The sequence below is a fragment of the Roseburia sp. AM51-8 genome, from assembly GCF_003478275.1.
Lineage (GTDB): Bacteria > Bacillota > Clostridia > Lachnospirales > Lachnospiraceae > Pararoseburia > Pararoseburia lenta.
In genome coordinates, this window is record NZ_QUEY01000004.1 from 93684 (window position 1) to 116339 (window position 22656).

The following is a 22656-nucleotide window of genomic DNA, read 5'->3' on the forward strand; positions in this document are numbered from 1 at the left end:
CTTACTTTGTCAAAGCGTTGAACGCTTCGATCTGTGCCTGCTCACTGCTGAGTCCTTTTTCTTCCATCTGGACAATAGTCATCATCATCTTCTTGTAGTCGTGAGGCACGATCTTTTTGAATTTCGGCAGATACTGGCTAAAGTTGTCAAATATCTCCTTGCCCTTCTTGGAATTGGTGTAAGCAACATGTTCCGTAATGATCTCCTTTAATTCTAAGACATCATACTTATCTGTCACCGGTTCCAAAGATACCATGGTCTTATTGAGTTTTCGGTAAAGGGATGCATCTTCATCCAGTACATAAGCGATTCCGCCGCTCATACCGGCAGCAAAGTTCTTTCCGGTCTGCCCTAAGACTACGACACGTCCGCCGGTCATATATTCACAACCGTGATCGCCACAGCCCTCTACAACCGCAGTTGCACCTGAATTTCTGACACAGAAACGCTCTCCGGCCACACCGTTGATAAAGGCTTTACCGCTGGTCGCACCGTAAAGTGCCACATTACCGATAATGATATTTTCGTCTTCTTTATAAGTTACACCTGTTGGCGGGTAAACGACTAACTTTCCACCGGAAAGTCCCTTACCAAAGTAATCGTTGCTGTCGCCGACAAGTTCAAGCGTCAGCCCCTTTGGAATAAAGGCACCAAAACTCTGTCCACCGGCACCGTTACACTGTACCGTAAAGGTATCTTCCGGCAAAGATTCGCCAAAGCGTCTGGTGATCTCCGCGCCAAAGAGGGTACCTACGGAACGGTCGGTATTGGTCACATCAATCTGTAGACCCTTTTTGCTTCCGTTTTCCAAAGCGTCCTTAAACTGTTTCAAAAGGATCTTTTCATCTACCGTCTTTTCCAACTGGAAATCAAATACAGTTTTCTTGTTGTAGCAGATCTTTCCTGCATCCTTGGCATATGGATTGTCCAAGATCGCAGAAAGGTCGATCTTTGCATATCTGCCCTGTTTTGCACTCTCCTTTACTTCCAAAAGATCCGTGCGACCTACCAGTTCATCTACGCTGCGCACGCCAAGTCTCGCCATGTACTCACGCAGTTCCTGTGCGATAAAACGCATAAAGTTGACAACATATTCCGGTTTTCCGGTAAAGCGCTTGCGCAATTCCGGATTCTGGGTTGCAATCCCCACCGGACAGGTATCCAGATTGCAGACACGCATCATCACGCATCCCATGGTAACCAGCGGCGCTGTAGCAAAGCCGTATTCCTCGGCACCAAGCATGGCAGCGATTGCAACATCACGACCACTCATGAGTTTACCGTCTGTCTCAATGACAACCTTGTTGCGCAGACCATTCATAGTCAAGGTCTGGTGTGCTTCTGCAAGTCCAAGTTCCCACGGAAGTCCGGCATTGTGAATGGAACTTCTCGGTGCGGCACCGGTTCCTCCGTCATAACCGGAAATCAAAATAACCTGTGCTCCTGCCTTTGCCACACCGGAAGCAACCGTTCCGACCCCCGCCTCAGAAACCAGTTTTACAGAAATTCTGGCGTCTTTATTTGCATTTTTCAGATCGTAGATCAACTGTGCCAGATCTTCGATCGAATAAATATCATGATGTGGTGGCGGCGAGATCAAGGATACGCCCGGTGTGGAAAGTCTTGTCTTGGCGATCCAAGGATAAACTTTCTTGCCCGGCAAATGTCCGCCTTCACCCGGTTTTGCTCCCTGTGCCATCTTGATCTGGATCTCCTTGGCGCTTACCAAGTAACGGCTGGTAACACCAAATCGACCGGATGCTACCTGCTTGATGGCAGAGCAACGGTTCTTTCCGTCCTTGCCGATGGTAAGGCGCTCTTCTTCCTCACCACCTTCACCGGAATTGGATTTTCCGTGCAGCATGTTCATGGCGATCGCCATAGTCTCATGTGCTTCCTTGGAAATAGATCCATAGGACATGGCACCTGTCTTAAATCGCTTAACGATCTCATCTACGGATTCTACTTCATCAATGCTGATGCCCTTTTTCGGATATTTGAAATCCAAAAGTCCACGCAAGTTCATAATGGTATCATCCTCTTTATTGACAAGTGAGGTATATTCCTTAAAGGTATCATAGTCGCCGGTTCTGGTAGAAAGCTGCAGCAAGTGGATGGTCTGTGGGTTATACAGGTGTTCCTCCTTGCCACTGCGCATCTTGTGTGCGCCCTTGCTGTCCAAGGTATTATCCGTATGCAGATCCAAAGGATCGAATGCCTGTGAATGCAGCATTTCTACATCCTTTTGGATATCCTCGATACCAATACCGCCGATACGGCTGACCGTTCCCTTAAAGTAACGGTTTACCACATCCTCATTGATACCGATGGCTTCAAAGATCTTGGCTCCCTGATAAGACTGGACGGTAGAAATTCCCATCTTGGATGCGATCTTGATGATGCCGCTGATAACGGCTTCATTATAAGAATCCACTGCCGCATAATAATCTTTGTCAAGCATGTTGAGATCGATCAGTTCCTGGATGCTCTCCTGTGCCAGATATGGATTGATGGCAGATGCACCATAGCCCAAAAGGGTTGCAAAATGGTGTACCTCTCGCGGTTCTCCACTCTCCAGGATCACAGAAAGGCTTGTCCTCTTTTTGGTCTGTACCAGATACTGCTGTAAAGCAGAAACTGCAAGCAGAGATGGGATGGCTACATGGTTCTCATCCACGCCGCGGTCAGACAGGATGATGATATTAGCACCCTCTCTGTGCGCACGATCTGCCTCTACATAGAGGTGATCGATGGCTTTTTCCAAAGATGTATTCTTATAATATGTGATCGGAATAGTCTCAACCTTAAATCCCTCCACATCCATATTCTTGATCTTGAGCAGGTCTGTATTGGTCAGGATCGGATTGTTAATCCGAAGCATCTTACAATTTTCTTCTTTTTCCTCTAAGACATTGCCGCTCTCGCCCAGATAGATGGTCGTAGATGTCACGACCTTCTCACGGATGGAGTCGATCGGCGGATTGGTAACCTGTGCAAACAACTGCTTGAAATAGTTAAAGAGCGGCTGATGCTGGTTAGACAGTACTGCCAGCGGTGTATCGATACCCATGGCACCGATGCCCTCTGCCCCATTGAGTGCCATTGGCAGGATGGAAGTCTTTAAGTCCTCGTAAGAATAGCCAAAGGCTTTCTGCAACTTGGCACGTTCTTCCTTGGTGTGGTTCGGTACACGTTTATTCGGGATCTTCAGATCATGCAGATGTACCAGATTCTTGTCCAGCCACTCACCATACGGCTGCTTGGTCGCATAAGCGGTCTTTAATTCATCATCATCGATCAGACGTCCGGCAACCGTATCTACCAAAAGCATCTTGCCCGGCTTTAAACGGTCTTTGGATAAGATCCTGCTCTCATCGATCGGCAGTACACCAACTTCGGAAGAAAGGATCAGATAGTCGTCCTTGGTCACATAATATCTGGATGGACGCAGACCGTTTCGATCCAGAACTGCTCCCATGATATCTCCATCTGAGAAAAGAATGGATGCCGGTCCGTCCCAAGGCTCCATCATGGTCGCATAATACTGATAAAAGTCCTTGCGCTCCTGATTCATTGCCTGATTGTTGATCCACGGCTCCGGTATGGTCATCATGACGGCAAGCGGCAATGGCAGTCCATTCATGACCAAAAATTCCAAAGTATTGTCAAGCATTGCTGAGTCAGAACCGGAAGTGTTGACAACCGGTGTGATCTTAGAAAGTTCTGTCTCTAAGAACTCAGAATACATAGTCTCCTCACGGGAAAGCATGCGGTCTGCATTTCCCTTGATCGTATTGATCTCTCCATTATGTACGATAAAACGGTTCGGATGTGCTCTCTCCCAACTTGGATTGGTGTTGGTGGAGAAACGGGAATGTACGATAGCGATCGCTGACTCGTAATCTTCATCATGCAGATCAGTAAAGAAGGTGCGCAGCTGTCCTACCAGAAACATACCCTTATATACGATCGTACGGCTGGAAAGTGAAACCACATAGGTATTCTCACAGGTCTGCTCAAATACACGTCTTGCCACATACAACTTGCGGTCAAAATCGAGTCCTGTCTTAACATCTGCCGGCTTTTTCACAAATCCCTGCATAATATAAGGCATGCAGTCGATTGCTTTCTTTCCAAGAACCTTTGGATTGGTCGGTACATCTCTCCAACCCAAGAATTCCATGCCTTCCTTTTCCACAATGATTTCAAACATCTTCTTTGCCTGATTGCGGTTCAACTCATCCTGGGGGAAAAAGAACATACCTACACCATAGGTTCTCTCCTCTCCTAAATCTATGCCAAGATTACCCGCGATCTTGCTAAAGAACTTATGCGATACCTGCAACATGATACCAACACCGTCGCCCGTCTTCCCCTCAGCGTCCTTGCCGGCTCTGTGTTCCAGATTCTCTACGATCTTTAGAGCATCTGACACTGTCTGATGTGTCTTGATCCCTTTCATACTGACAACGGCACCGATACCGCAGTTATCATGTTCAAATTCCTGTCGATATAAGCCCGTCTTCTGATTCTTATTCTCCATCGTATCCATCCTCTCTGTATATCTTTTCCTTCCCGAAAATTCATCTGTCGCTAACTAATATACTCCTGCTTTTCCCGTTTGTAAACAACTTTTTCTTTTTTATTGTCTGATTATTTGACTATTTTATTACTTTTATATAGTTATCTGTCTTTATATGTTATTTTCATATATGCACGTACTATTTGTACGCTGTACAGGTACATGTGTACGCGTAGAAAAACACTTTTCCAGTATTTGCCGGACATCTTTTTACAATACAAAGAGATTTTTGACGAATACGATCAAAAGCGGATTGACAAAACACTCCAAATAAATACCGCTTGCCATCATCCCAAAAAGTCCCAGCACATATAAAAGATATCTTGGCAGGCTTTCCCTGCTCTCCAACTCTTTACGCCGAATGAAAAGCCAATACAAATAAGCAAAGAGCATGCCGTAGACGATCCACTGTGGGAGCAAGGCTGCTGCTCCCAGTAGCAGACCTTTCCAACCGTAGATCTTTAGAAAAGACATGAGGAAAATTCCAAGCCAAATGCCACCCAGTCCACTGGCAATATAATATAAGGCTTTTCGCATTCTCGTCAGCCCACACAAGGTCAAGAGCAAGAGAAGTTCACTTCTTCGTATGACCACATACCAGAAAAAATTCCTGCTGTCGCTGATATTGGCATCCAACCGTTCCAGACAGATCCTGCTCCAGCCTGCCACCTCCGTGATCTCCTCCCACAAGAAAAAGCGCACCAAGACCAGGGCAATAAAAAAAGACAAAAGAAATACCCCTCTCTTGCTCCGCCAGCGATGCAGGCGGATCGTCATCGGGAATTTCCTCTGTCTGTGATATGCATCATAATATGAATACTGCTTCATTTGGTTTCACTCCCTGTCCAAATCATCCTTATTCATCTTATGATACCGTACTCGTTTTATGCTATTTATCCTTGCTGTAAGACCTTGACCTGATATGCCAGAATTGCCGAAACCGTCTTGGAATCCTGCATACGCCCGGCATAGATCTCTGTCAAAAGATCTTCCATCTTCCAAGCCTTGATCTCGATGGACTCTGCCTCGTCCAAATGCTGTTGTCCCGGATGGAGACCGGTTGCCAGATAGACATCGATAAATTCATCGCAAAAGGCAACGGTGGTCTTTAATGAGATGAGCGGCTCGATCCGGTCACAGGTGTAACCTGTCTCCTCGGTCAGTTCCCTTCTTGCACAGACCATAGTATCTTCCGTCACGGAATCTCTGGATCCTGCCGGGATTTCCCATGTCATACGTTTTAGGCATGGCGGTACTGGTGTACCAGTACAATCCTACCATCCGGCAGAACCGGTACGACTGCCGCCGCCCCTTTTCTGTGGCTCACAAAATCCCAGGCTTCCTTGTGTCCGTTTGGCAGGCGCACGGTGTCTGCATAGACATCCAGGATAGAGCCTTTATAAACCAGTTCTCTCTTTTCCACCTCTACGTGTTCCATCTTTCTCACTCATTCTGATAAAAAGAATGTGCCTTCCGCACATTCCCGTGCCGCGATAAGTTTGTAAAAAAATAGTCAGCTTTCGCTGACTATTTTTTATTTTGCATAATCCGTTACTCTTGATTCACGAATTACATTTACTTTGATCTGTCCAGGATAATCTAATTCTGACTCAATTCTCTTAGAAATATCCCGCGCCAACAATACCATCTCTGCATCGTTGACCTGTTCAGGAACTACCATTACCCGAACCTCTCTACCTGCCTGAATAGCAAAAGATTTTTCGACTCCCTTAAATCCATCGGTAATCTCTTCTAACTGTTGTAATCTGTTTGAATATGCTTCTAATGTCTCGCGTCTTGCACCAGGTCTTGCCGCACTGATCGTATCAGCAGCCTGTACCAAGCATGCGACCAATGATTCCGGTTCTACATCGCCGTGGTGCGCTTCAACCGCATTGATAACAATCGGTGATTCCTTGTATCTCTTGCAAAGTTCTACACCGAGTTGTACGTGTGTACCTTCCATCTCTCGGTCGACTGCCTTACCAATATCATGAAGTAACCCAGCACGCTTTGCAAGTCTGACATCCTCGCCAATCTCTGCGGCAAGCAGTCCTGCTAACTGTGCTACTTCAATAGAATGCTTTAAGACATTCTGACCATAACTGGTACGATATCTCATCTTACCAAGAAGTTTGACAAGTTCTGGATGTACGCCATGAACACCAACTTCAAGTGTTGCGGCCTCACCCTCTTCACGGATCAAAGTCTCAACTTCCTTCTGAGCCTTCTCAACCATTTCCTCAATTCTAGCCGGGTGAATACGACCATCTACGATCAACTTCTCTAAGGCAATTCTAGCCACTTCACGTCTGACCGGATCAAATGCAGAAAGAATAACTGCTTCCGGTGTATCATCAATAATCAGTTCTACACCTGTCAAAGTCTCAAGGGTACGGATATTACGTCCCTCACGACCAATGATTCTTCCCTTCATTTCATCATTCGGAAGCTGAACAACAGAGATTGTTGTCTCGGCAACATGATCTGCGGCACACTTCTGGATTGCAGTAACCACAATGTCCTTTGCCTTCTTGTTTGCTTCCTCTTTTGCCTGCGCAACGGATTCTTTGATCAGTTTTGCAGTGTCAAGTTTTACATCTTCTTCAACAGTTTTTAAAAGTATTTCTTTCGCTTGTTCGGAGGTTAATCCTGAGATTCTTTCTAGTTCCTGTACTCTTTGCTGATTTAACTTCGCAACTTCTTCTTTCTGCTTGTTAACCGCACGTTCCTTGGCAGTATATTCAGCCTCACGCTTCTCAAGAGCCTCTAATTTTTTATCCAGATTCTCTTCCTTCTGAAGCACACGATGTTCATTGCGCTGAATTTCTGCTCTACGCTCACGAATCTCTTTTTCGAGTTCATTCTTGGTATTCATAGACTCTTCCTTGGCCTCTAAAAGAGCTTCACGCTTCTTGGTCTCTGCATTCTTGACAGCCTCATCAATGATCTCACGAGCCCTGTCTTCTGCACTGCCAACCTTCTTTGCAGATGCCTTCTGGTAGGAAGCATTTGCGATGGCAAGAGACACCGGAACTGCAACGACTAACGTAACAACCGCTGTGATTATTATCGTAAGCACAGGAGCACCTCCCTTATTTAATTTTATTGTACATACATCATGAAAAATTACTAATCTGCATATAAATACAACAATTAAATTTTATACTTTCTTATATGGCTTGTCAAGAATATATCCCTCAATCCCATTCCGAAAATCCGCCTCGCAGGACACGACTGATCTCACTGGATGCGAAGCCTCTCTGCATAAGGAAACGATACATTTTGGCTTCTTCCTGCCGCGTTGCATTCTCCGGATCATAGCCTTTCTTCTGCAATAAAACTGCAATCAACTCCATCTGGGATTGCTCCAATTCTTCTTCCATACAACGATCAATGATCTCACGATCGATCCCCTTTTTCAAAAGATCCTGTGTCATGCGCATGCGACTGCGGCTGGTCTGATAAAAGCGGATGTGGGATCTTGCAAGGCGTTCATCATCCAGATAGTGGTAACTTGTTACATAGGCAATGGCACTCTCGATCGCCGGTTCCGGATAGCCGCCCTCGCGCAGTTTGGTCTCCAACTGTCTGGTCGACCGGTCCATCTTTTCCAGCAAGTGCATAGCACGGCGCCTGGCTCTGGGTATAAGGATCTCCTCTAGGACCTCTTCATACATATCCTCTGTGATCTCGTCATTCTCCTGCAAATGCAACTGGCGTACTTCACCCTTGTAGAGTGTAAGATCCACCCCATTGCTGAGGTGGATCTTACATTTATTTTTTCCTGTTGTGTCAATCGATTCTATGTACACTCTGACACTCCTATTCTTCTTCTACAGTCTCTGTCCCCTCTGCTTCTTCCGGCTTAAAGTGTGCTCTGACCTGTTGCTCGATCTCATCACGCACTTCTGGATGTTCACGCAGATAAGTCTTGGCGTTTTCACGCCCCTGTCCGATCTTGTCTCCATTGTAGGCATACCATGCACCGGACTTGTTGACAATATCAAGGTCTGCCGCAATATCTAGGATATCTCCCTCTTTGGAAATACCCTGACCAAACATGATATCAAACTCTGCCTCTCTAAATGGCGGTGCGATCTTGTTCTTTACGACCTTGATACGGGTGCGGTTGCCAATGACCTCCCCCTGCTGCTTGATCGCCTCGATGCGACGAACATCCAGACGTACGGAAGAATAGAACTTAAGTGCTCTACCACCGGTCGTCGTTTCCGGATTACCGAACATAACACCAACTTTTTCACGCAACTGGTTGATAAAGATAACGATACAATTTGACTTGCTGATCACCGCAGTCAACTTACGGAGTGCCTGTGACATCAGACGCGCCTGTAAGCCCACATGGGAATCACCCATATCACCGTCAATCTCTGCCTTTGGAACCAAGGCAGCAACGGAATCCACGATCACGATATCAACCGCACCGGAACGCACCATGGTCTCTGTGATCTCCAGAGCCTGCTCACCGTTGTCCGGCTGGGAAATATAAAGATTGTCGATATCTACCCCGATATTCTTGGCATAGACAGGATCCAGCGCATGCTCTGCATCAATAAAGCCTGCGATACCGCCTGCCTTTTGTACCTCTGCGACAGCATGTAATGCGACTGTCGTCTTACCACTGGACTCCGGTCCGTAGATCTCAATAATTCTGCCCTTTGGCAGACCGCCCTGTCCCAGGGCAATATCAAGACTGAGAGAACCGGTCGGTACGGTCTCGACCTGCATCTGGTTGCTGGTGTCTCCGAGTTTCATGATCGAGCCCTTGCCATACTGCTTTTCTATCTGGGAAATCGCTGCGTCTAACGCCTTTAACTTATCATCATTTGCCATAACTAAAAACCTCCATATCGAACTTTTGTTCGTTTTCATATTCTAATACTATTATACTTCCACAAAAAAGTCAACCTCATTTTGTGTTCCTTTGTTATTATCCTGTATCATGGGGATTGTAAAACGAAAAAAGACAGTAGCAAATCGCTACTGCCTTATTATATCCAGTGGTCGTCCCATCTGTCAAGACTCATCTTGGCACCGGCCTTTCCTATCCGGATGAACTTAACTGCGTCCAAACTCTGATAAGATCAATCCCTCGTTTCGATCCAGTGTCATGCCAACGCTCCAAGAGTTGACGAACAAAAGAAGCGGTCTGCCCTTGAGATCTTTGATCTTCTTCATGTCCGAGGTACCGGAGATCTTATCCAGATCAATATCCTCATTTTCGATCCAGCGGATATGCTCATATGGCAGATTTTCCATGCGGATCTCGACATTATATTCGTTATTCAGACGATACTTTAAAACATCAAATTGCAGAACACCGACAACACCGACAATGATCTCCTCCATACCGGTATTGTATTCCTGGAAGATCTGGATCGCACCTTCCTGGGCGATCTGGCTGATGCCCTTCATGAACTGTTTACGTTTCATGGTATCGACCTGGCGCACACGGGCAAAATGTTCCGGTGCAAATGTCGGAATACCCTCAAAAGCAAATCTGTTTTTTCCGCTGACGATGGTATCGCCAATAGAAAAGATGCCCGGGTCAAATACACCGATGATATCCCCGGCATATGCCTTATCCACGATCTTTCTTTCCTGCGCCATCAACTGCTGCGGCTGGGAAAGTTTCATCGCCTTATTTCCCTGCACATGAAAGACTTCCATACCGGCATCAAACTCGCCGGAGCAGATACGCATAAAGGCGATCCTATCGCGGTGTGCCTTGTTCATATTTGCCTGAATCTTGAAGACAAATGCGGAAAAATCCGGTGAAAACGGATCGATCACACCCTGGTCGGACATTCTCGGCAATGGGGATGATGTCATCTGTAAAAAGTGCTGCAAAAAGGTCTCAACACCAAAGTTGGTAAGCGCCGAACCAAAAAATACAGGGGACAACTCGCCCTTGGACACCAGTTCCATATCAAATTCTGCACTGGCACCGTCCAGAAGTTCGATCTCATCCAATAAGGTCTGTCTCTGATCTTCTCCGATCTCATCTACAAGTGCCGGATCATCAATAGCGATCTCTTTTTCGGTTCCTTCTTTGGTTCCCTTTAAGGTATCTGCAAAGGTCATGACGCGCTTGGTATTTCTGTCATACACGCCCTTGAAGCCCTTACCGGAGCCGATCGGCCAGTTAATCGGACAGGTCGCAATGCCCAGTTCCTTTTCAATATCATCCAGAAGTTCAAAGGTGTCGTTTGCATCACGATCCATCTTGTTGATAAAGGTAAAAATCGGGATATGTCGCATCACGCATACCTTGAACAATTTTCTTGTCTGTGCCTCAACACCCTTGGAGGCATCAATGACCATGACGGCAGAATCCGCAGCCATAAGGGTACGATAGGTATCTTCTGAGAAGTCCTGATGTCCCGGTGTATCCAAAATATTGATGCAATAACCATCATAATGGAACTGCAATACAGAAGATGTAACCGAAATACCTCTTTCCTTCTCAATCTCCATCCAGTCAGACACCGCATGTCTGGCAGTCGCTTTTCCCTTGACAGAGCCTGCTAAATTGATGGCTCCACCATATAAGAGAAATTTCTCCGTCAGGGTCGTCTTACCTGCATCCGGGTGAGAAATAATGGCAAATGTCCTTCTCTTTTCAATCTCTTTCACTAAATCTGACACAGTATGTTCCTCCCATTTATCCTGCGCTCCCGGTATTGCCGGGATCTATATACTATCTATATCTTATCTCAAACTAATTTAGTTTATCTTACATTCACATTCCTTGTCAAGTCTACGTCGGGCATCCGCAAGGCGTGGAAAAGCAGGCGGCAGGGGGCAGGCGTGTCCTGTTGGGCAGAAAATCTTTGGAGCAGGTTAGGTGAGTCTCTGTGAGAAAGTGATTGCTTGCCGTAAACTGTCTCTTGCACAGCTTCGACGGGCGACAGGATGTGTCCGCCTGTGACAGATATTCAGAGGCGTCACACATAAGAGACTCTAATAACTTGGACGTTTTGCTGTATCCAAAGTCGGCAACCGGCGCAAACGAACATCCGTGTACGGTTGCGCCTCTCGGGTACATCCCTGTACCCGAGTTGCCGGAATGCTTTCAAGTTATAAGAGTCTCTAATGCGTTTTGCATTCATATCTGTCACAGGCGAACATCATCCTAGGCGACTGTCTAACTTTGCAAAGACAGTTTTTATATGCGCAAGCAATGCTTTCTCACATAGAGACTCCCTGTTCTGCGACAGATTTCTGCCCAACAGGACACGCCTGCCCCCTGCCGCCTGCTTCTCCACGCCTTGCGGATGCCCTCCTAGTTCATGGTCGAGATCACGATATGGTCCGGTGCAATACCAGCCTTACGGTTGACAACATCTTCTACCTGCGCCCGCTGTGCATCGGTCACCTGACTGGCATTTAAAATGACATCTGCATTTTCTCCTGCGATGGAGACCACGGCTTCCTCAAAGCCCTTGGATGCCAGCATCATCTCGCAGGCAGCCTCCTTTTCTGCCACTTGAGTAAGTGCCGCCAATTCTTCTACGGCTGCCTGTTTTTCCACATCCGTCAAAGCAGCATTATTGACCACTTCCATCAGCGTTGCCTTACTGGCTGCCCTGGTCTGCTCCCGATCCATCTTAAGGCTTGCCGCTTTTGACACCTGCACATTAGTACTGTCCGTCAGTACCGTCTCCCCTGCACTGTCATCCCCCATATCATCACTGCTCGCCTCCGTATCGGTCAGGATCTCCTCCTCGCTCAGGGATGCCGTCGCCTCCGTATCTTTTGCTTTTTCCTCCTTGCTGTCCTTTGCCGCCATAGTCGCAATATCTTTTTCATCATTTTCATATGTATAATTGAGATAACCGGCTCCGGCAATGAGAAGTGCCAAGGCTGCTACCACGATCTGATTTTTTCGGAATATACGTTTCATGTTCCCTCCTGTGATCCCATTTCTACTATTGATATCTTATGTGCGTCCACGGAAAATAATGCCTGAATCGCCTCATAGATCGCCACTTTTGTCCGATTGTCCGATGCTCCCTCCGCCACCACGCAGACCCCACGGATCTTTGGCTCAATGGTCTTGGTCTCATAGGGTGCATCCTGCGAGAGTACGGTCGTGCGGTCAGAACTCATCTCCTCCTTGGTCGTCTCCCCCTCTTTGGTCGTGGATGACTGGCTGCTAATGTCCTGTGCCACGACATTCTCCCCCTGATCTTCCAAGGTGATCATGACCCGGACCGCTCCTACGCCATCCATCTGCCCCAACAGGTCTTCCAGTTCTCTCTCCATCTGTTCCACATAAGAAGAACTTTCCGTTTCCGTGGTCTGTACCGACTCTTGCGTTCCGGCATCCTGCTTCTTGGAATCGACCGGTATGGCTATGACCAAGAGCAACACACCGATCAAAATGCACACGATCCATTTCTGCCTGTCCATATTCTTTAGCATTTTTTCTGCCAATTTCTTCCAGTTTTTCATCATTCCTCCTGCCCATTTACCACTGCATCTATATAATTCTGATCCAAATAAGAATAGTCCTCGGCTTCCTTTTTCCTTTGCTCCCACTGCGCATAATACTGGGAAAAAGTCTGATTCCACTGCTTTTCGTAATCTTGTTTTCCGATCCCTAAAATGGAAGTCAGGCAAAAGAGTACCAAGACCATCTCCAGAAAAAAGCGCAGATATCTGCGATACTGCCCGGAGGGGAGCAGGTACAAAAACATGGCAAAGATCAGAAAAAGAGAAATATACGCCTTGATCCACGCGATCACATCATCTGCCTCCTATTAATGTTGTCATTGCCACCGTGATAAAGATCAGTATGGCGCAGTTGGTCAACAGTTTAAAAAGCATACCGCCTCCCTTTGCCGCCACCAGTATAGCATTGCTGATCCTTTTATCTGCCACCGGCTCCACAAAGGCTGCCAGAACCCGGTAAAAAAATGTCATGATTCCCACTTTGGACAAGGGTACGGCAACCAGGATCACAAGTACGACCAGAGCCGCCGCCCCGATGCCGCTGCGTATGACATCGCTTGCCGCCAGAAAAAGATCCGATGCCGCCGACAAGGTCGAACCGATCCCCGGCACAAATGCCAGCGATTTTCTCAGCGTCTGTCTGGCAAAGGTATCTGTGACCGGGGCAATGGCATTCTTGATGATATTTAGCCCAAGAACTACGGATGTTAAGATCTTGAGTGCCCAGGAAACCATATTTTCCAAAAGATCCGTCAGTTTGGAAAATCTTCCTTCCTCCATGACATAATTCAAAAGCCCCATGACAACATATATGCGGATCAGCGGCACCAGACCGTCCGCTAAGATCCACTGCACCAGATAGACCACAAGAAAACCCAGTTCATAAAATCCCATAGCCGTTGCATCCCCGCCCGCCACCACAACGGTCGTCGCAAAGACGGGGACAAATGCCGTCATAAAATCCAGCACCACCGCAATGGTCTGCTGCACGACCTGATCCAATAGCAGTACCGACTTCATCAATAGCACCATCAAAAGTGCATAGACCAGTAAAAAGCAGACATTTGATATGTAGGACTGTTCAAAGACCTGCGCAAAATTTTTCAAAAGGGAAAAGGCAATCGTCAAAAGCAGGATATAGATCAGATACTTTCGGTTGGTCTCCCACTCGCCCCAAAAAAATTGCCAGACCATCTGCCCCAAGCCCTGACTGATGTCATATTCCCCAGAGATCAGTTTTTCTACAATTTGTTCAAACCGCAGATCTCCCCATCCGTCACTGCCCCTTAAGGCATCTTCAATACCACTTAAGTCCAATGAGGAAAACAGGCGATCCACTGCGCTTCCTTCCGTCATAAAAATGCCTCCACCGTCGATAAGAACGCCATCAGAACCGGCATTCCCAGTGCTAAGATCGACAACTTCGCCAATACCTGGATCTGCCCGGCAATGCTGGCATAACCCGCATCTTTGCAGATGGCAGATGCAAACTCAGAAATATAAGTAATGCCGATCATTTTTAAGATCACGCCCATATACAGGGCATCCACATGGATCAGGTCTGCCAGACTCTGTATGTAATCCATGACATCCCTGATCTTTGCCAGCACACAAAAAAAGATAAAAAGGCAACAAGCCAAGGAAAGCATCATGGCAAATTCCGGTTTCTGCTGCCGGAACAAAAGTGCCAGCAAGACCGTCACAATGCCAGCCACCGCAACACCTATCAAAGTACCGCCCCCTAAAGATCAAATAATTTTTGCATCATCTCAAAGAGATCTAAAATGTAAGGCACAACCCAGAACAAAACGACCAGAAGTCCGCCCAGCGAGATAAAAAAAGCCTGTTCATCCCTGCCACTGTGTTTTAAAACCTGATTTAAGATAGTCACGATAATACCAACTGCTGCAATTTTAAATAAGAGTTCAATGGGCATATCCTTACAGTAACAGCACCAGAACCAGCATGAGACCCATCCCGGTCGTAGCCGCCGTCACCTTTCCCCTTTCTTTTTTTGTTTGTTGCTCCTTTTCCAGTAACTTTGCAAAAGAATCGTAATAGATACCAAATTCCTCCGCCTGTCCGGGCAGGCAGGCAGAAAATAAGGAGCAAAGAGCCTGTACAAACAGACGTCTTTCCTCCTCTTTCGTAAGCCTTCGCATATCCGGTGTCATTTCTTGCCAGAGCGTCGGTTCCATATCTTCTTTTTTATGCTTCTGCATTTCCCTTAACACTGCCGCAAAGTAATCGGATAAAACCGGGATACCGTGCCCGCTTTCCTGCCTTAGGATGGCATGCATGGGCAGGTTTCTCTGGGCTACCGCCTGCCGTATCCGAAGCAGACTCGCCTGCATTTCCTGTAAAAAGTACCATCTTTGTCGGGAATTATACCACTGCTGTAGCAAAAGTCCCGCTCCCCCCAAAAGAAAGGTGGCTATGCCGATTCCTTTACACATAACAGTTCCCCCGCTTCATCATATAAGAAAAACTGCCGTCTGCCGGACTTTTTGTCGATCCAGAGCAGACGCCGGAAATGACATTTTTCCAAAAGCGGCTCCCACTCTCTTTTCTGCTGATACTCCAAAAGGCTTCCGGCATGCATGGTCGCAAGGACGCCCACCCCACAGTGCATGGCATAGACCAGACTTTCCAGATCCTTTTTCCCACCGATCTCGTCCACCGCCAAGATCTGCGGCGCCATGGTGCGGATCGCCTGCATACAGCCCGCCTCCTTGGCGTAACCGGAATAGACATCCGTATGCAGTCCCACATCATTTTGCGGAATGCCAAAATTGGCTGCCGCCAGTTCATATCTTTCGTCGATCAATGCCAGCCCCCGACAGGTCGGACGGTCGGATAGAACCCGTACCAGATCTCGCAAAAAAGTAGTCTTTCCCATGCCAGGTGCCGCCAGGATCAGTGTATGTAAAAATGTCTCCCCCTCTATGAGCCATGGCTCTATCCACGCCGCGCATCCCTTCTTCTCATGGGGAATGCGGATGGAAAAATACATGGGATATTCCATGCCTATCCGTCCGTCTTCCTCTGCCATATACTGCCCGCATAGTCCCAGACGGATGCCGCCATCCAAGGCGAGAAATCCCTGCCGCATTTGCCTGGCATAGGCATAGCGGGAATACTCACAAACATAGGTCAGCATTTCCCGCAGGTCTTCCTCCCCCAGTGCAAGTCCGCCTTTTGCCTGTGTCATCAGGCGCTTTTCCCGGGGATCCAGATAAAAGGATGCCTGCGACGTCACAAACTGTACCGGTCTTTGGATGCGGATGCGGATCTCTTCTAAATTCTCCCGATACCATGTCACCTGCGACAGGATCTCCCGCAACTTGACCGGAAATATTTTCATTAACTCGTCCATCTGTTCTTCAGCCATAGTCTAATATATGAATGCTTTACCATTTTATGATCATTTTGCAAATTTTACTTGGACAGGGCTTTCCTGATCGAATAAAATTCGGATCTGTCCTGCATCCATAGTGATATAAATATCATCTTTTCCCATCACATCTTCCAAGCGCTCCAAGGTCTCCTTGCCGGGATGTCCGTAAGAGTTATTCTTTCCACAGGAGATCAAGGCAATCTCCGGTGCCAAGGCATCCAAAAAGTCCTCGCCACTGGAATACTTCGAGCCATGGTGCGCCACTTTTAAAAAGACCAGCGTCCCATTCTCTCCAAGCGCGCTTTGAACCTCTGCCACCAAAGACGCTTCCTGGTCCATGGCTATATCTCCGGTAAAAAGTCCTTGAAAATCTCCACAGGTCAATAAAAGACAAAGGCTCATGGCATTGCAATCCGCGGCAAAATCCCTGCTGATCGCCTGAGTCGGTCCGACACATTGCAGTCTCAGGTCTCCGCTGATCAGCCGATCTCCCACTTCCATATAAAGGATCTGGCTTCCCTGCTTTTTTGCCGTCTGTATCAGTTTCTCCATGGCATCCCCATCTTCCACCCCCTCCTTTTGCGCCTTAGCAAGATCAGGTGCTCGATCTCATAACCACTCTCCAGACACTCCTGCAAGCCGTTGATATGATCCAGATCCGTATGGGACACAAACCAGTAGTCTATCTTGCGGATGCCATGGTATTTTAAGAAAGGCAGGATCCGATACGTGCCGACCTTGGTCACATCCGTACTTCCCCCATCTATAAAAAAATGATCGCCAGCACTACTTTGCAGATAAATGCCATCCCCCTGTCCAACATCCAGCATGACCATCTGATTCTGCGTCTTTTTGGGACAGAACAAAAATACAAGTCCAAACAGTCCGCAAAGCAGAGCCTGCCCATATCTGCGCCCCACTTTTTCCTTCTTCTTTTCCTTCGTCCTGCCATTTTTACCCTTGAGCAAAAAAAGTCCCAGATATAAAAGCCCATAATAGAGAAAGATCCTTCCCCATGCCGGAGCGCCCACGATCTGTCTTGCCCCCGGCAGACGCAGGGTCAGATCTGCCATCCATTCGTAAAAATACAGGAGCACATGACAGATCGTAAGGATCTTGCCCGCCAGCCCCTGCCAAAAAAGACCTACCAACCCACCGATCAGTCCACAGCCCAGCAAAAGCCCCAGCAAAGGAAGTAGTACCAGATTTAAAAAGATACTGTATAGCGGGATTTCATAATAAAACCTTGCCACCAGCGGCAGGGTAAACAACTGTAGCCCCAGTGAAAAGACAAAAGCATCCACTGCCTTCCCTTTCCCTTTTACCACTTCCACCAGAGGTGATGCAAAGGAAATAACACCAAGTACAGCCACAAAAGAAAAGATAACCCCAGTATTTTTCATACAAAGCGGATCTTGCACGACCAGAACAATCCCTGCCAGCATGAGGCATTGCCCGAATCATAGACCTCCCCCAAGACATTTGCCAGAAGATAGATTCCATACATAAAAACAGCACGTTTGGTCGAACTTCCCATACCGCAAAGGATGCCATAGGAGACCACCAGACTCCCCGCAAGGATACCGGCGGTAAAGAAGCCTGTGCCCCTGCGTCGTAAGAAATTATAGATTGCCATGCCAACGACCGAGATATGCAGACCTGATATGGCTAAAATATGCGACAGTCCTGCCATCTGATATAAAGACTTGACCTCGGCATCCAGTCCGTCACGCTCCCCCAATGCCAGCGTTTTCATGACACCGCTCTCCTCGCCCGGCAGCCAGTTTTCATACGAGCGCGCCATATTTCCACGCAGATCATATAAGACCTGCCGCAGACAAAAACGCGGGACTATGCTTTTTATTTTTGCTGTCTCTTCCAACTTTGCGACGATCCCACTACTCTCATAATAGGACAATTCATCAAAATTGCCGTCATTACGCGCCTGTCGAAATGCCTGTATCCTTGCCTTTCCTATATAAATGCTTCCTATGATTTCATCATCCGATCCCGGATAAAGAATAACTGATGAGCAAGTCATCTGCTCTTTTTGATCCCGCAGGATGACATCCCGCAGATAATAGATTGGCTGATCCGCCTTTTTCTCTTTCTTGTAGATCTCCCCTTGAAATTCGATCTCTTTTGCATCTGCCAAGAAATCCTGAATGTTCTTCTGCCTTTCTACTGCCCTCATGCCCCAGATGCTTCCCAAAAGAAATGCCATACACCAAAACAGCATCCGCCTCTTTCGCATGTTTACCGGCAAATATGGTCTAAGCCCCAGCAAAAGCCACAGAACATAGACCGCAAAAGCCGGACACCAGTAAAGGCTGTCATATATTTTCCATCCAACCCCAAGGAGAAATGCCATGCCGATCTGGCATAGATTTCTTCTTAACATGATCCCCTTAGTCTCCTTCTTTCATCAGGTCACGCTCTACCGCCTGCATGACCATAGATGTATCTCTTTCATAAGATGTTCCCAGTGAAAATTCCAGAGTAGAATCCGATGTGCTCTGCGCACCGTCTACCAGGATCTGCACCTTATTGATGTTATCCAGTTCCGTCAAAGAATTGACGATCGCATACAAGACAACATTGCTGTTGATCCCGGTTGGCGTCTTTAAAAATGCCGAATCCAGATTGACATAGCAGACACCGTCTGTCACCGTTACATTTAAGATCTTTGTCCCGGATGGAAAAACGGACTTAGCATCATCCGAATCCGGTCCCTTGAGCAAATAATCCATAATCAGGCGCTCTCTGGCTACATTCTTATTGTAATAAACATCCTTTTCCTGCTTGACCAAAGACTGCCCATCTGCACTGGCAAAGTACAATGTCAGTTTTGTCTTTTCCAGACTTCCGGTCTCTGCACCGTAGTCATTGATAAAAGTATCATCATTCATACTGCCGACCAGCGAGCCGTTGGCATCCAGAAGCGGATCTTCGCCAACATAAAAGGCAACACTGTCGATTCCCTTGATCTGTACCAAAGTCTTTACAATGGCTGCCCGCATCAGAACCTCCGTATAACCGGTCAATTCCTCATATTCCCGGTCAAAATACAGACTGAGCAGTCCATTATCCAGAACATGGTCTGTGATCTTGATACTGTCTGAGATCGTCTTGCGATAGTCGACACTGTCCGGATCTGTGGCAAGTGCCTGTAAGGCTTCATCGATCATAGCATCCGTCTTTGTCGCATCCATATGATAACCGACAGCACCGATCCCATCTCCCAAGGCATTGATATAATAGATCTTCATATTCTCTTTTTCTTTGGATCCGCCACATCCCGTCAGCAGACCACATAGCATAACGAGCGCCATGAGACACCCGATCCCTCTTTTTTTCATAGAAGTGTGCTCCTCATCACATTGCTTCCTGCCTTAATCATGTACCATCTTATGCTGTTTTCTGTTTTTATGGCTTCCGGCACTATTCTGTGGGCTGATATAGTTCAGCGGAATACGCACATCAAACATGGTTCCCTCACCCAGGACGCTATGTACCTTGATATCGCCATTGTGCATGGTGATGGCATTTTTCGTGATGGCAAGTCCCAGACCAGTACCACCGATCTCTCTGGAATGTGACTTATCCACACGGTAAAATCTTTCAAAAATAAAGTCCAGACTCTCCTGTGGGATTCCCATACCGGAATCCTCGACCTTAATGTAGCAATACTGATGGTCTGCATTCAAGGACACATGCACCCAGCCTCCCTCCTGGTTGTACTTGATCCCGTTTTCGACCAGATTGGTGATTGCAAGGGATATCTTGACTTCATCCACCTCAGCCGCAACCGGACGGAAACTCTCAAAAACGACCTCGACCTGCTGCTTTTCCGCGATCGGTCGTAAGCGTTTTAAGATCAGTTCAATCAACTCATTCATATTGACAGCGGACACATTCAAAGATGCCGCTGCACGATCCATCTTGACCAGACTTAAAAGATCATTGATGATCTTGGTCTCGCGGTCGATCTCCTCGCCGATATCTGCCATAAATTCCCGGTAGAGTTCCACCGGCACATTATCCTGCCCGTTCAGGGAATCTGCCAGCACTTTCATGGAAGTCAGCGGTGTCTTTAATTCATGTGACACATTGGATACAAATTCCTGTCGGGACTCATCTACTACCTTCATACGGGCGATCAGGCTGTTTAATTTTTTGGAAACCTCAGCCGACTCCGTATAATTATCTACGGCGATCTCCTCTCCGTTATCGCTGCCCTTTTCCCTTGCCTCAATGGCTACGCCAAGTTTGCGAAAAGGTCTGGTAAAGCGGCCGGAAAAAAGAATCGCCAGTGCGATCACGACCACATATAAGACCAAGAGGGTAATGATGGCTACCGACTGGAAATATTCCAGATTGGTCGTGATATAAGTCATGGACTTATTCATCACCAGTACCCCTAAGACTTCATTATCATCCTTGCTCGTAGATAAAATGGGTATGGCTACTACCAGATAAGCATTTTCCTTATCATAATAGGATGCCGTCTTGCCGGTAAATGCCGTGATGACATCCGACCAGACGATCGTCTTGCCCTCGTCCACCCCATAGGTATCCTTGATGACATTTAAGGAAGAATTTACGATCATCATTCTACCGGAATAGGTCAAAGACAAGGCACTCAGTTGCTCATCTACATTTTTGGAATCTTTTTCATTCAGATAGCCGCTCGACATGATCTGCTTACCTAAGATCTGTCCATTGGCAACCATGTCCGTCACGTCGCTCTCCACGGAGCGTCTCACATATAAACTGGAAAAAAGCACAGAAAACAGCGTAGCAGGCAGGATCCCCACCAAAAGGACCACCACTACAATATGTGCCCTAAGACTTTTGATCATTTCTTTGAGTTTCTGTTTTTTCATGTCCTACCTCTAAACCTGCTGATAGTAGTAGCCTACACCCCACTTAGTGTGCACATACTTTGGTTCACTGGCATTTGGCTCGATCTTCTCACGCAGACGCCGGATATGCACATCCACGGTACGCGCATCTCCCGGATAGTCCTCGCCCCAGATAGCACGGAGCAACTCATCCCTGCTGTAGACCTTGCCCGGATTGGTCACTAAAAGTAAGAGCATATCAAATTCTTTGGAGGTCACATTGATCTCCTGATCTAAAATAAAAAGACGACGGTTTTCTGTATTGATGGTAAAATCTCCGCTTTTGATCTCTGTGATCTTTTGTTCCTTGACGACCTGTGGTGTCGTTCTGCGCATGATGGCCTTGATACGCGCCTTGACCTCTAAGATATTGAAAGGCTTGGTGATATAATCATCTGCACCATACTCTAAGCCTAAGATCTTATCCATATCATCCCCTTTTGCCGTCAGCATAACGATCGGCATATTGGAAAATTCACGGATACGCTGGCAGACTTCAAATCCATCCATCTTTGGCAGCATCACATCCAAAAGTATCATATCGTATGGTGTTGCCATGGCTTTATCCAGCGCTTCCTGTCCATCATAGGCACAATCCACTTCCATGCCGTCCTGCTCCAGACTAAAGCGGATCCCCTTTACGATCAATTTTTCATCATCCACCACTAATACTTTTTTTGCCATTTTCAAAACCTCAATTCACTGTAATTGCATCTGCGATCTTTTGATAGGTCGCATCACCGATCCCGGATACTGCTTTTAGATCTTCCACTGCCGCAAAGGCTCCATGCTCCTGCCGATAGGCGACAATGCTTTCTGCCCTGGTCTGTCCGATTCCCTTTAAACTTGTCAGTTCCTCCGTGGAAGCCGTATTGATGTTGACCTTTCCATCCGATGTCGAAGAACTTTCCTCTGTCGGTGCCAGCCCCTCTGCCGCTTCCCCTTTGGTATAGACATGGATCTTCTGCCCATCCGAAAGCCGCTCCGCCTGATTCAAAGAGACATCATACGCCTCCGGCAGCAGACCGCCCGCAGCCTCGATCAGTTCATACACGCGGCTGTCTGCAGGAAAAGTGTAAACACCGGGATCTGCCACTGCCCCACTGATCTGCACATAGATCTCTGTCTTTTTCTCTGTCTCTTCTGTTGTGTCCGCGGAATCCGTCGCATCTTCTGATGTGTCCTCACTAGAAAGATCAGACTGCTTTTCTAAATAAGATGTAGACTTGCAAGCCGTACATCCTAGCAAGATAAGAACTACAATACCAAGTAGTATGATTTGTTTTTTCACTTTA

General features: G+C 47.1%; 19 protein-coding genes and 2 pseudogenes. All 21 read right to left on the reverse strand.

Annotated elements, in window-relative coordinates:
- Position 1 precedes the first annotated feature (1 nt).
- Entirely contained in the window at positions 2-4543 is a 4542-nt protein-coding gene (gltB, locus tag DW996_RS09735; protein WP_199642639.1) for a glutamate synthase large subunit, read from the reverse strand.
- A gap of 249 nt (positions 4544-4792) precedes the next feature.
- On the reverse strand, positions 4793-5410 hold the full coding sequence (locus DW996_RS09740; protein ID WP_118282013.1) for a hypothetical protein: 618 nt from the start codon (positions 5408-5410) through the stop codon (positions 4793-4795).
- Between the two features lie 65 nt (positions 5411-5475).
- Positions 5476-6020: pseudogene (locus DW996_RS14890) on the reverse strand (NUDIX domain-containing protein).
- A gap of 96 nt (positions 6021-6116) precedes the next feature.
- Positions 6117-7613 (reverse strand): ribonuclease Y, encoded by a 1497-nt coding sequence (gene rny / locus DW996_RS09750; RefSeq protein ID WP_442969794.1) that lies wholly within the window; start codon positions 7611-7613, stop codon positions 6117-6119.
- Between the two features lie 169 nt (positions 7614-7782).
- Positions 7783-8397 carry a regulatory protein RecX gene (locus DW996_RS09755; protein ID WP_118535574.1) on the reverse strand — a complete coding sequence of 205 codons (615 nt, stop codon included), beginning with the start codon at positions 8395-8397 and terminating at the stop codon, positions 7783-7785.
- 10 nt (positions 8398-8407) lie between these two features.
- On the reverse strand, positions 8408-9436 hold the full coding sequence (recA, locus tag DW996_RS09760; RefSeq protein ID WP_118535575.1) for a recombinase RecA: 1029 nt from the start codon (positions 9434-9436) through the stop codon (positions 8408-8410).
- A gap of 225 nt (positions 9437-9661) precedes the next feature.
- Positions 9662-11251 carry a peptide chain release factor 3 gene (locus DW996_RS09765; protein WP_118282018.1) on the reverse strand — a complete coding sequence of 530 codons (1590 nt, stop codon included), beginning with the start codon at positions 11249-11251 and terminating at the stop codon, positions 9662-9664.
- Positions 11252-11888: 637 nt separating this feature from the next.
- Positions 11889-12509: a SpoIIIAH-like family protein gene (locus DW996_RS09770; protein WP_118535576.1), complete on the reverse strand. Its 621-nt coding sequence runs from the start codon at positions 12507-12509 to the stop codon at positions 11889-11891.
- Positions 12506-13060 (reverse strand): stage III sporulation protein AG, encoded by a 555-nt coding sequence (locus DW996_RS09775; protein WP_118535577.1) that lies wholly within the window; start codon positions 13058-13060, stop codon positions 12506-12508. Before DW996_RS09775 ends, DW996_RS09770 begins: the two co-directional genes overlap by 4 nt.
- On the reverse strand, positions 13060-13353 hold the full coding sequence (locus DW996_RS09780; RefSeq protein ID WP_118282021.1) for a stage III sporulation protein AF: 294 nt from the start codon (positions 13351-13353) through the stop codon (positions 13060-13062). The genes DW996_RS09775 and DW996_RS09780 overlap by 1 nt, the downstream gene beginning before the upstream one ends.
- Position 13354: 1 nt before the next feature.
- Positions 13355-14416: a stage III sporulation protein AE gene (locus tag DW996_RS09785; protein WP_118535578.1), complete on the reverse strand. Its 1062-nt coding sequence runs from the start codon at positions 14414-14416 to the stop codon at positions 13355-13357.
- Positions 14413-14790 carry a SpoIIIAC/SpoIIIAD family protein gene (locus DW996_RS09790; RefSeq protein WP_118282023.1) on the reverse strand — a complete coding sequence of 126 codons (378 nt, stop codon included), beginning with the start codon at positions 14788-14790 and terminating at the stop codon, positions 14413-14415. The genes DW996_RS09785 and DW996_RS09790 overlap by 4 nt, the downstream gene beginning before the upstream one ends.
- Before the next feature lie 11 nt (positions 14791-14801).
- Entirely contained in the window at positions 14802-14996 is a 195-nt protein-coding gene (gene spoIIIAC, locus DW996_RS09795) for a stage III sporulation protein AC (RefSeq protein ID WP_118282024.1), read from the reverse strand.
- 4 nt (positions 14997-15000) lie between these two features.
- On the reverse strand, positions 15001-15516 hold the full coding sequence (locus DW996_RS09800; protein ID WP_118535579.1) for a hypothetical protein: 516 nt from the start codon (positions 15514-15516) through the stop codon (positions 15001-15003).
- The gene (locus DW996_RS09805; protein ID WP_147403553.1) at positions 15495-16436 is read right to left on the reverse strand and encodes a stage III sporulation protein AA; all 942 of its coding nucleotides are present in this window, start codon (positions 16434-16436) and stop codon (positions 15495-15497) included. Before DW996_RS09805 ends, DW996_RS09800 begins: the two co-directional genes overlap by 22 nt.
- 48 nt (positions 16437-16484) lie before the next feature.
- Complete coding sequence (locus DW996_RS09810; protein ID WP_118535581.1) at positions 16485-17009, reverse strand: ComEC/Rec2 family competence protein; 525 nt, start codon at positions 17007-17009, stop codon at positions 16485-16487.
- Positions 16997-18858: pseudogene (locus DW996_RS15045) on the reverse strand (ComEC/Rec2 family competence protein). The gene DW996_RS09810 and the pseudogene DW996_RS15045 overlap by 13 nt, the downstream one beginning before the upstream one ends.
- 7 nt (positions 18859-18865) lie before the next feature.
- Positions 18866-19816 (reverse strand): GerMN domain-containing protein, encoded by a 951-nt coding sequence (locus DW996_RS09825; protein ID WP_118535584.1) that lies wholly within the window; start codon positions 19814-19816, stop codon positions 18866-18868.
- Between the two features lie 33 nt (positions 19817-19849).
- Entirely contained in the window at positions 19850-21343 is a 1494-nt protein-coding gene (locus DW996_RS09830) for a sensor histidine kinase (protein WP_118535585.1), read from the reverse strand.
- Between the two features lie 9 nt (positions 21344-21352).
- A complete protein-coding gene (locus DW996_RS09835; RefSeq protein WP_118282030.1) occupies positions 21353-22045 on the reverse strand; it encodes a response regulator transcription factor in 693 nt (230 codons plus the stop codon).
- 10 nt (positions 22046-22055) lie between these two features.
- Complete coding sequence (locus DW996_RS09840) at positions 22056-22652, reverse strand: helix-hairpin-helix domain-containing protein (RefSeq protein ID WP_118535586.1); 597 nt, start codon at positions 22650-22652, stop codon at positions 22056-22058.
- Positions 22653-22656: the final 4 nt, after the last annotated feature.

What these genes read in the sequence shown, in the direction of transcription:
- gltB (WP_199642639.1), bottom strand. Translation starts at nt 4,543, where the DNA reads ATGGAGAATAAGAATCAGAAGACGGGCTTATATCGACAGGAATTTGAA.
- DW996_RS09740 (WP_118282013.1), bottom strand. Translation starts at nt 5,410, where the DNA reads ATGAAGCAGTATTCATATTATGATGCATATCACAGACAGAGGAAATTC.
- recA (WP_118535575.1), bottom strand. Translation starts at nt 9,436, where the DNA reads ATGGCAAATGATGATAAGTTAAAGGCGTTAGACGCAGCGATTTCCCAG.
- DW996_RS09770 (WP_118535576.1), bottom strand. Translation starts at nt 12,509, where the DNA reads ATGAAACGTATATTCCGAAAAAATCAGATCGTGGTAGCAGCCTTGGCA.
- DW996_RS09775 (WP_118535577.1), bottom strand. Translation starts at nt 13,060, where the DNA reads ATGAAAAACTGGAAGAAATTGGCAGAAAAAATGCTAAAGAATATGGAC.
- DW996_RS09785 (WP_118535578.1), bottom strand. Translation starts at nt 14,416, where the DNA reads ATGACGGAAGGAAGCGCAGTGGATCGCCTGTTTTCCTCATTGGACTTA.
- spoIIIAC (WP_118282024.1), bottom strand. Translation starts at nt 14,996, where the DNA reads ATGCCCATTGAACTCTTATTTAAAATTGCAGCAGTTGGTATTATCGTG.
- DW996_RS09800 (WP_118535579.1), bottom strand. Translation starts at nt 15,516, where the DNA reads ATGTGTAAAGGAATCGGCATAGCCACCTTTCTTTTGGGGGGAGCGGGA.
- DW996_RS09805 (WP_147403553.1), bottom strand. Translation starts at nt 16,436, where the DNA reads ATGGACGAGTTAATGAAAATATTTCCGGTCAAGTTGCGGGAGATCCTG.
- DW996_RS09810 (WP_118535581.1), bottom strand. Translation starts at nt 17,009, where the DNA reads ATGGAGAAACTGATACAGACGGCAAAAAAGCAGGGAAGCCAGATCCTT.
- DW996_RS09825 (WP_118535584.1), bottom strand. Translation starts at nt 19,816, where the DNA reads ATGAAAAAAAGAGGGATCGGGTGTCTCATGGCGCTCGTTATGCTATGT.
- DW996_RS09830 (WP_118535585.1), bottom strand. Translation starts at nt 21,343, where the DNA reads ATGAAAAAACAGAAACTCAAAGAAATGATCAAAAGTCTTAGGGCACAT.
- DW996_RS09835 (WP_118282030.1), bottom strand. Translation starts at nt 22,045, where the DNA reads ATGGCAAAAAAAGTATTAGTGGTGGATGATGAAAAATTGATCGTAAAG.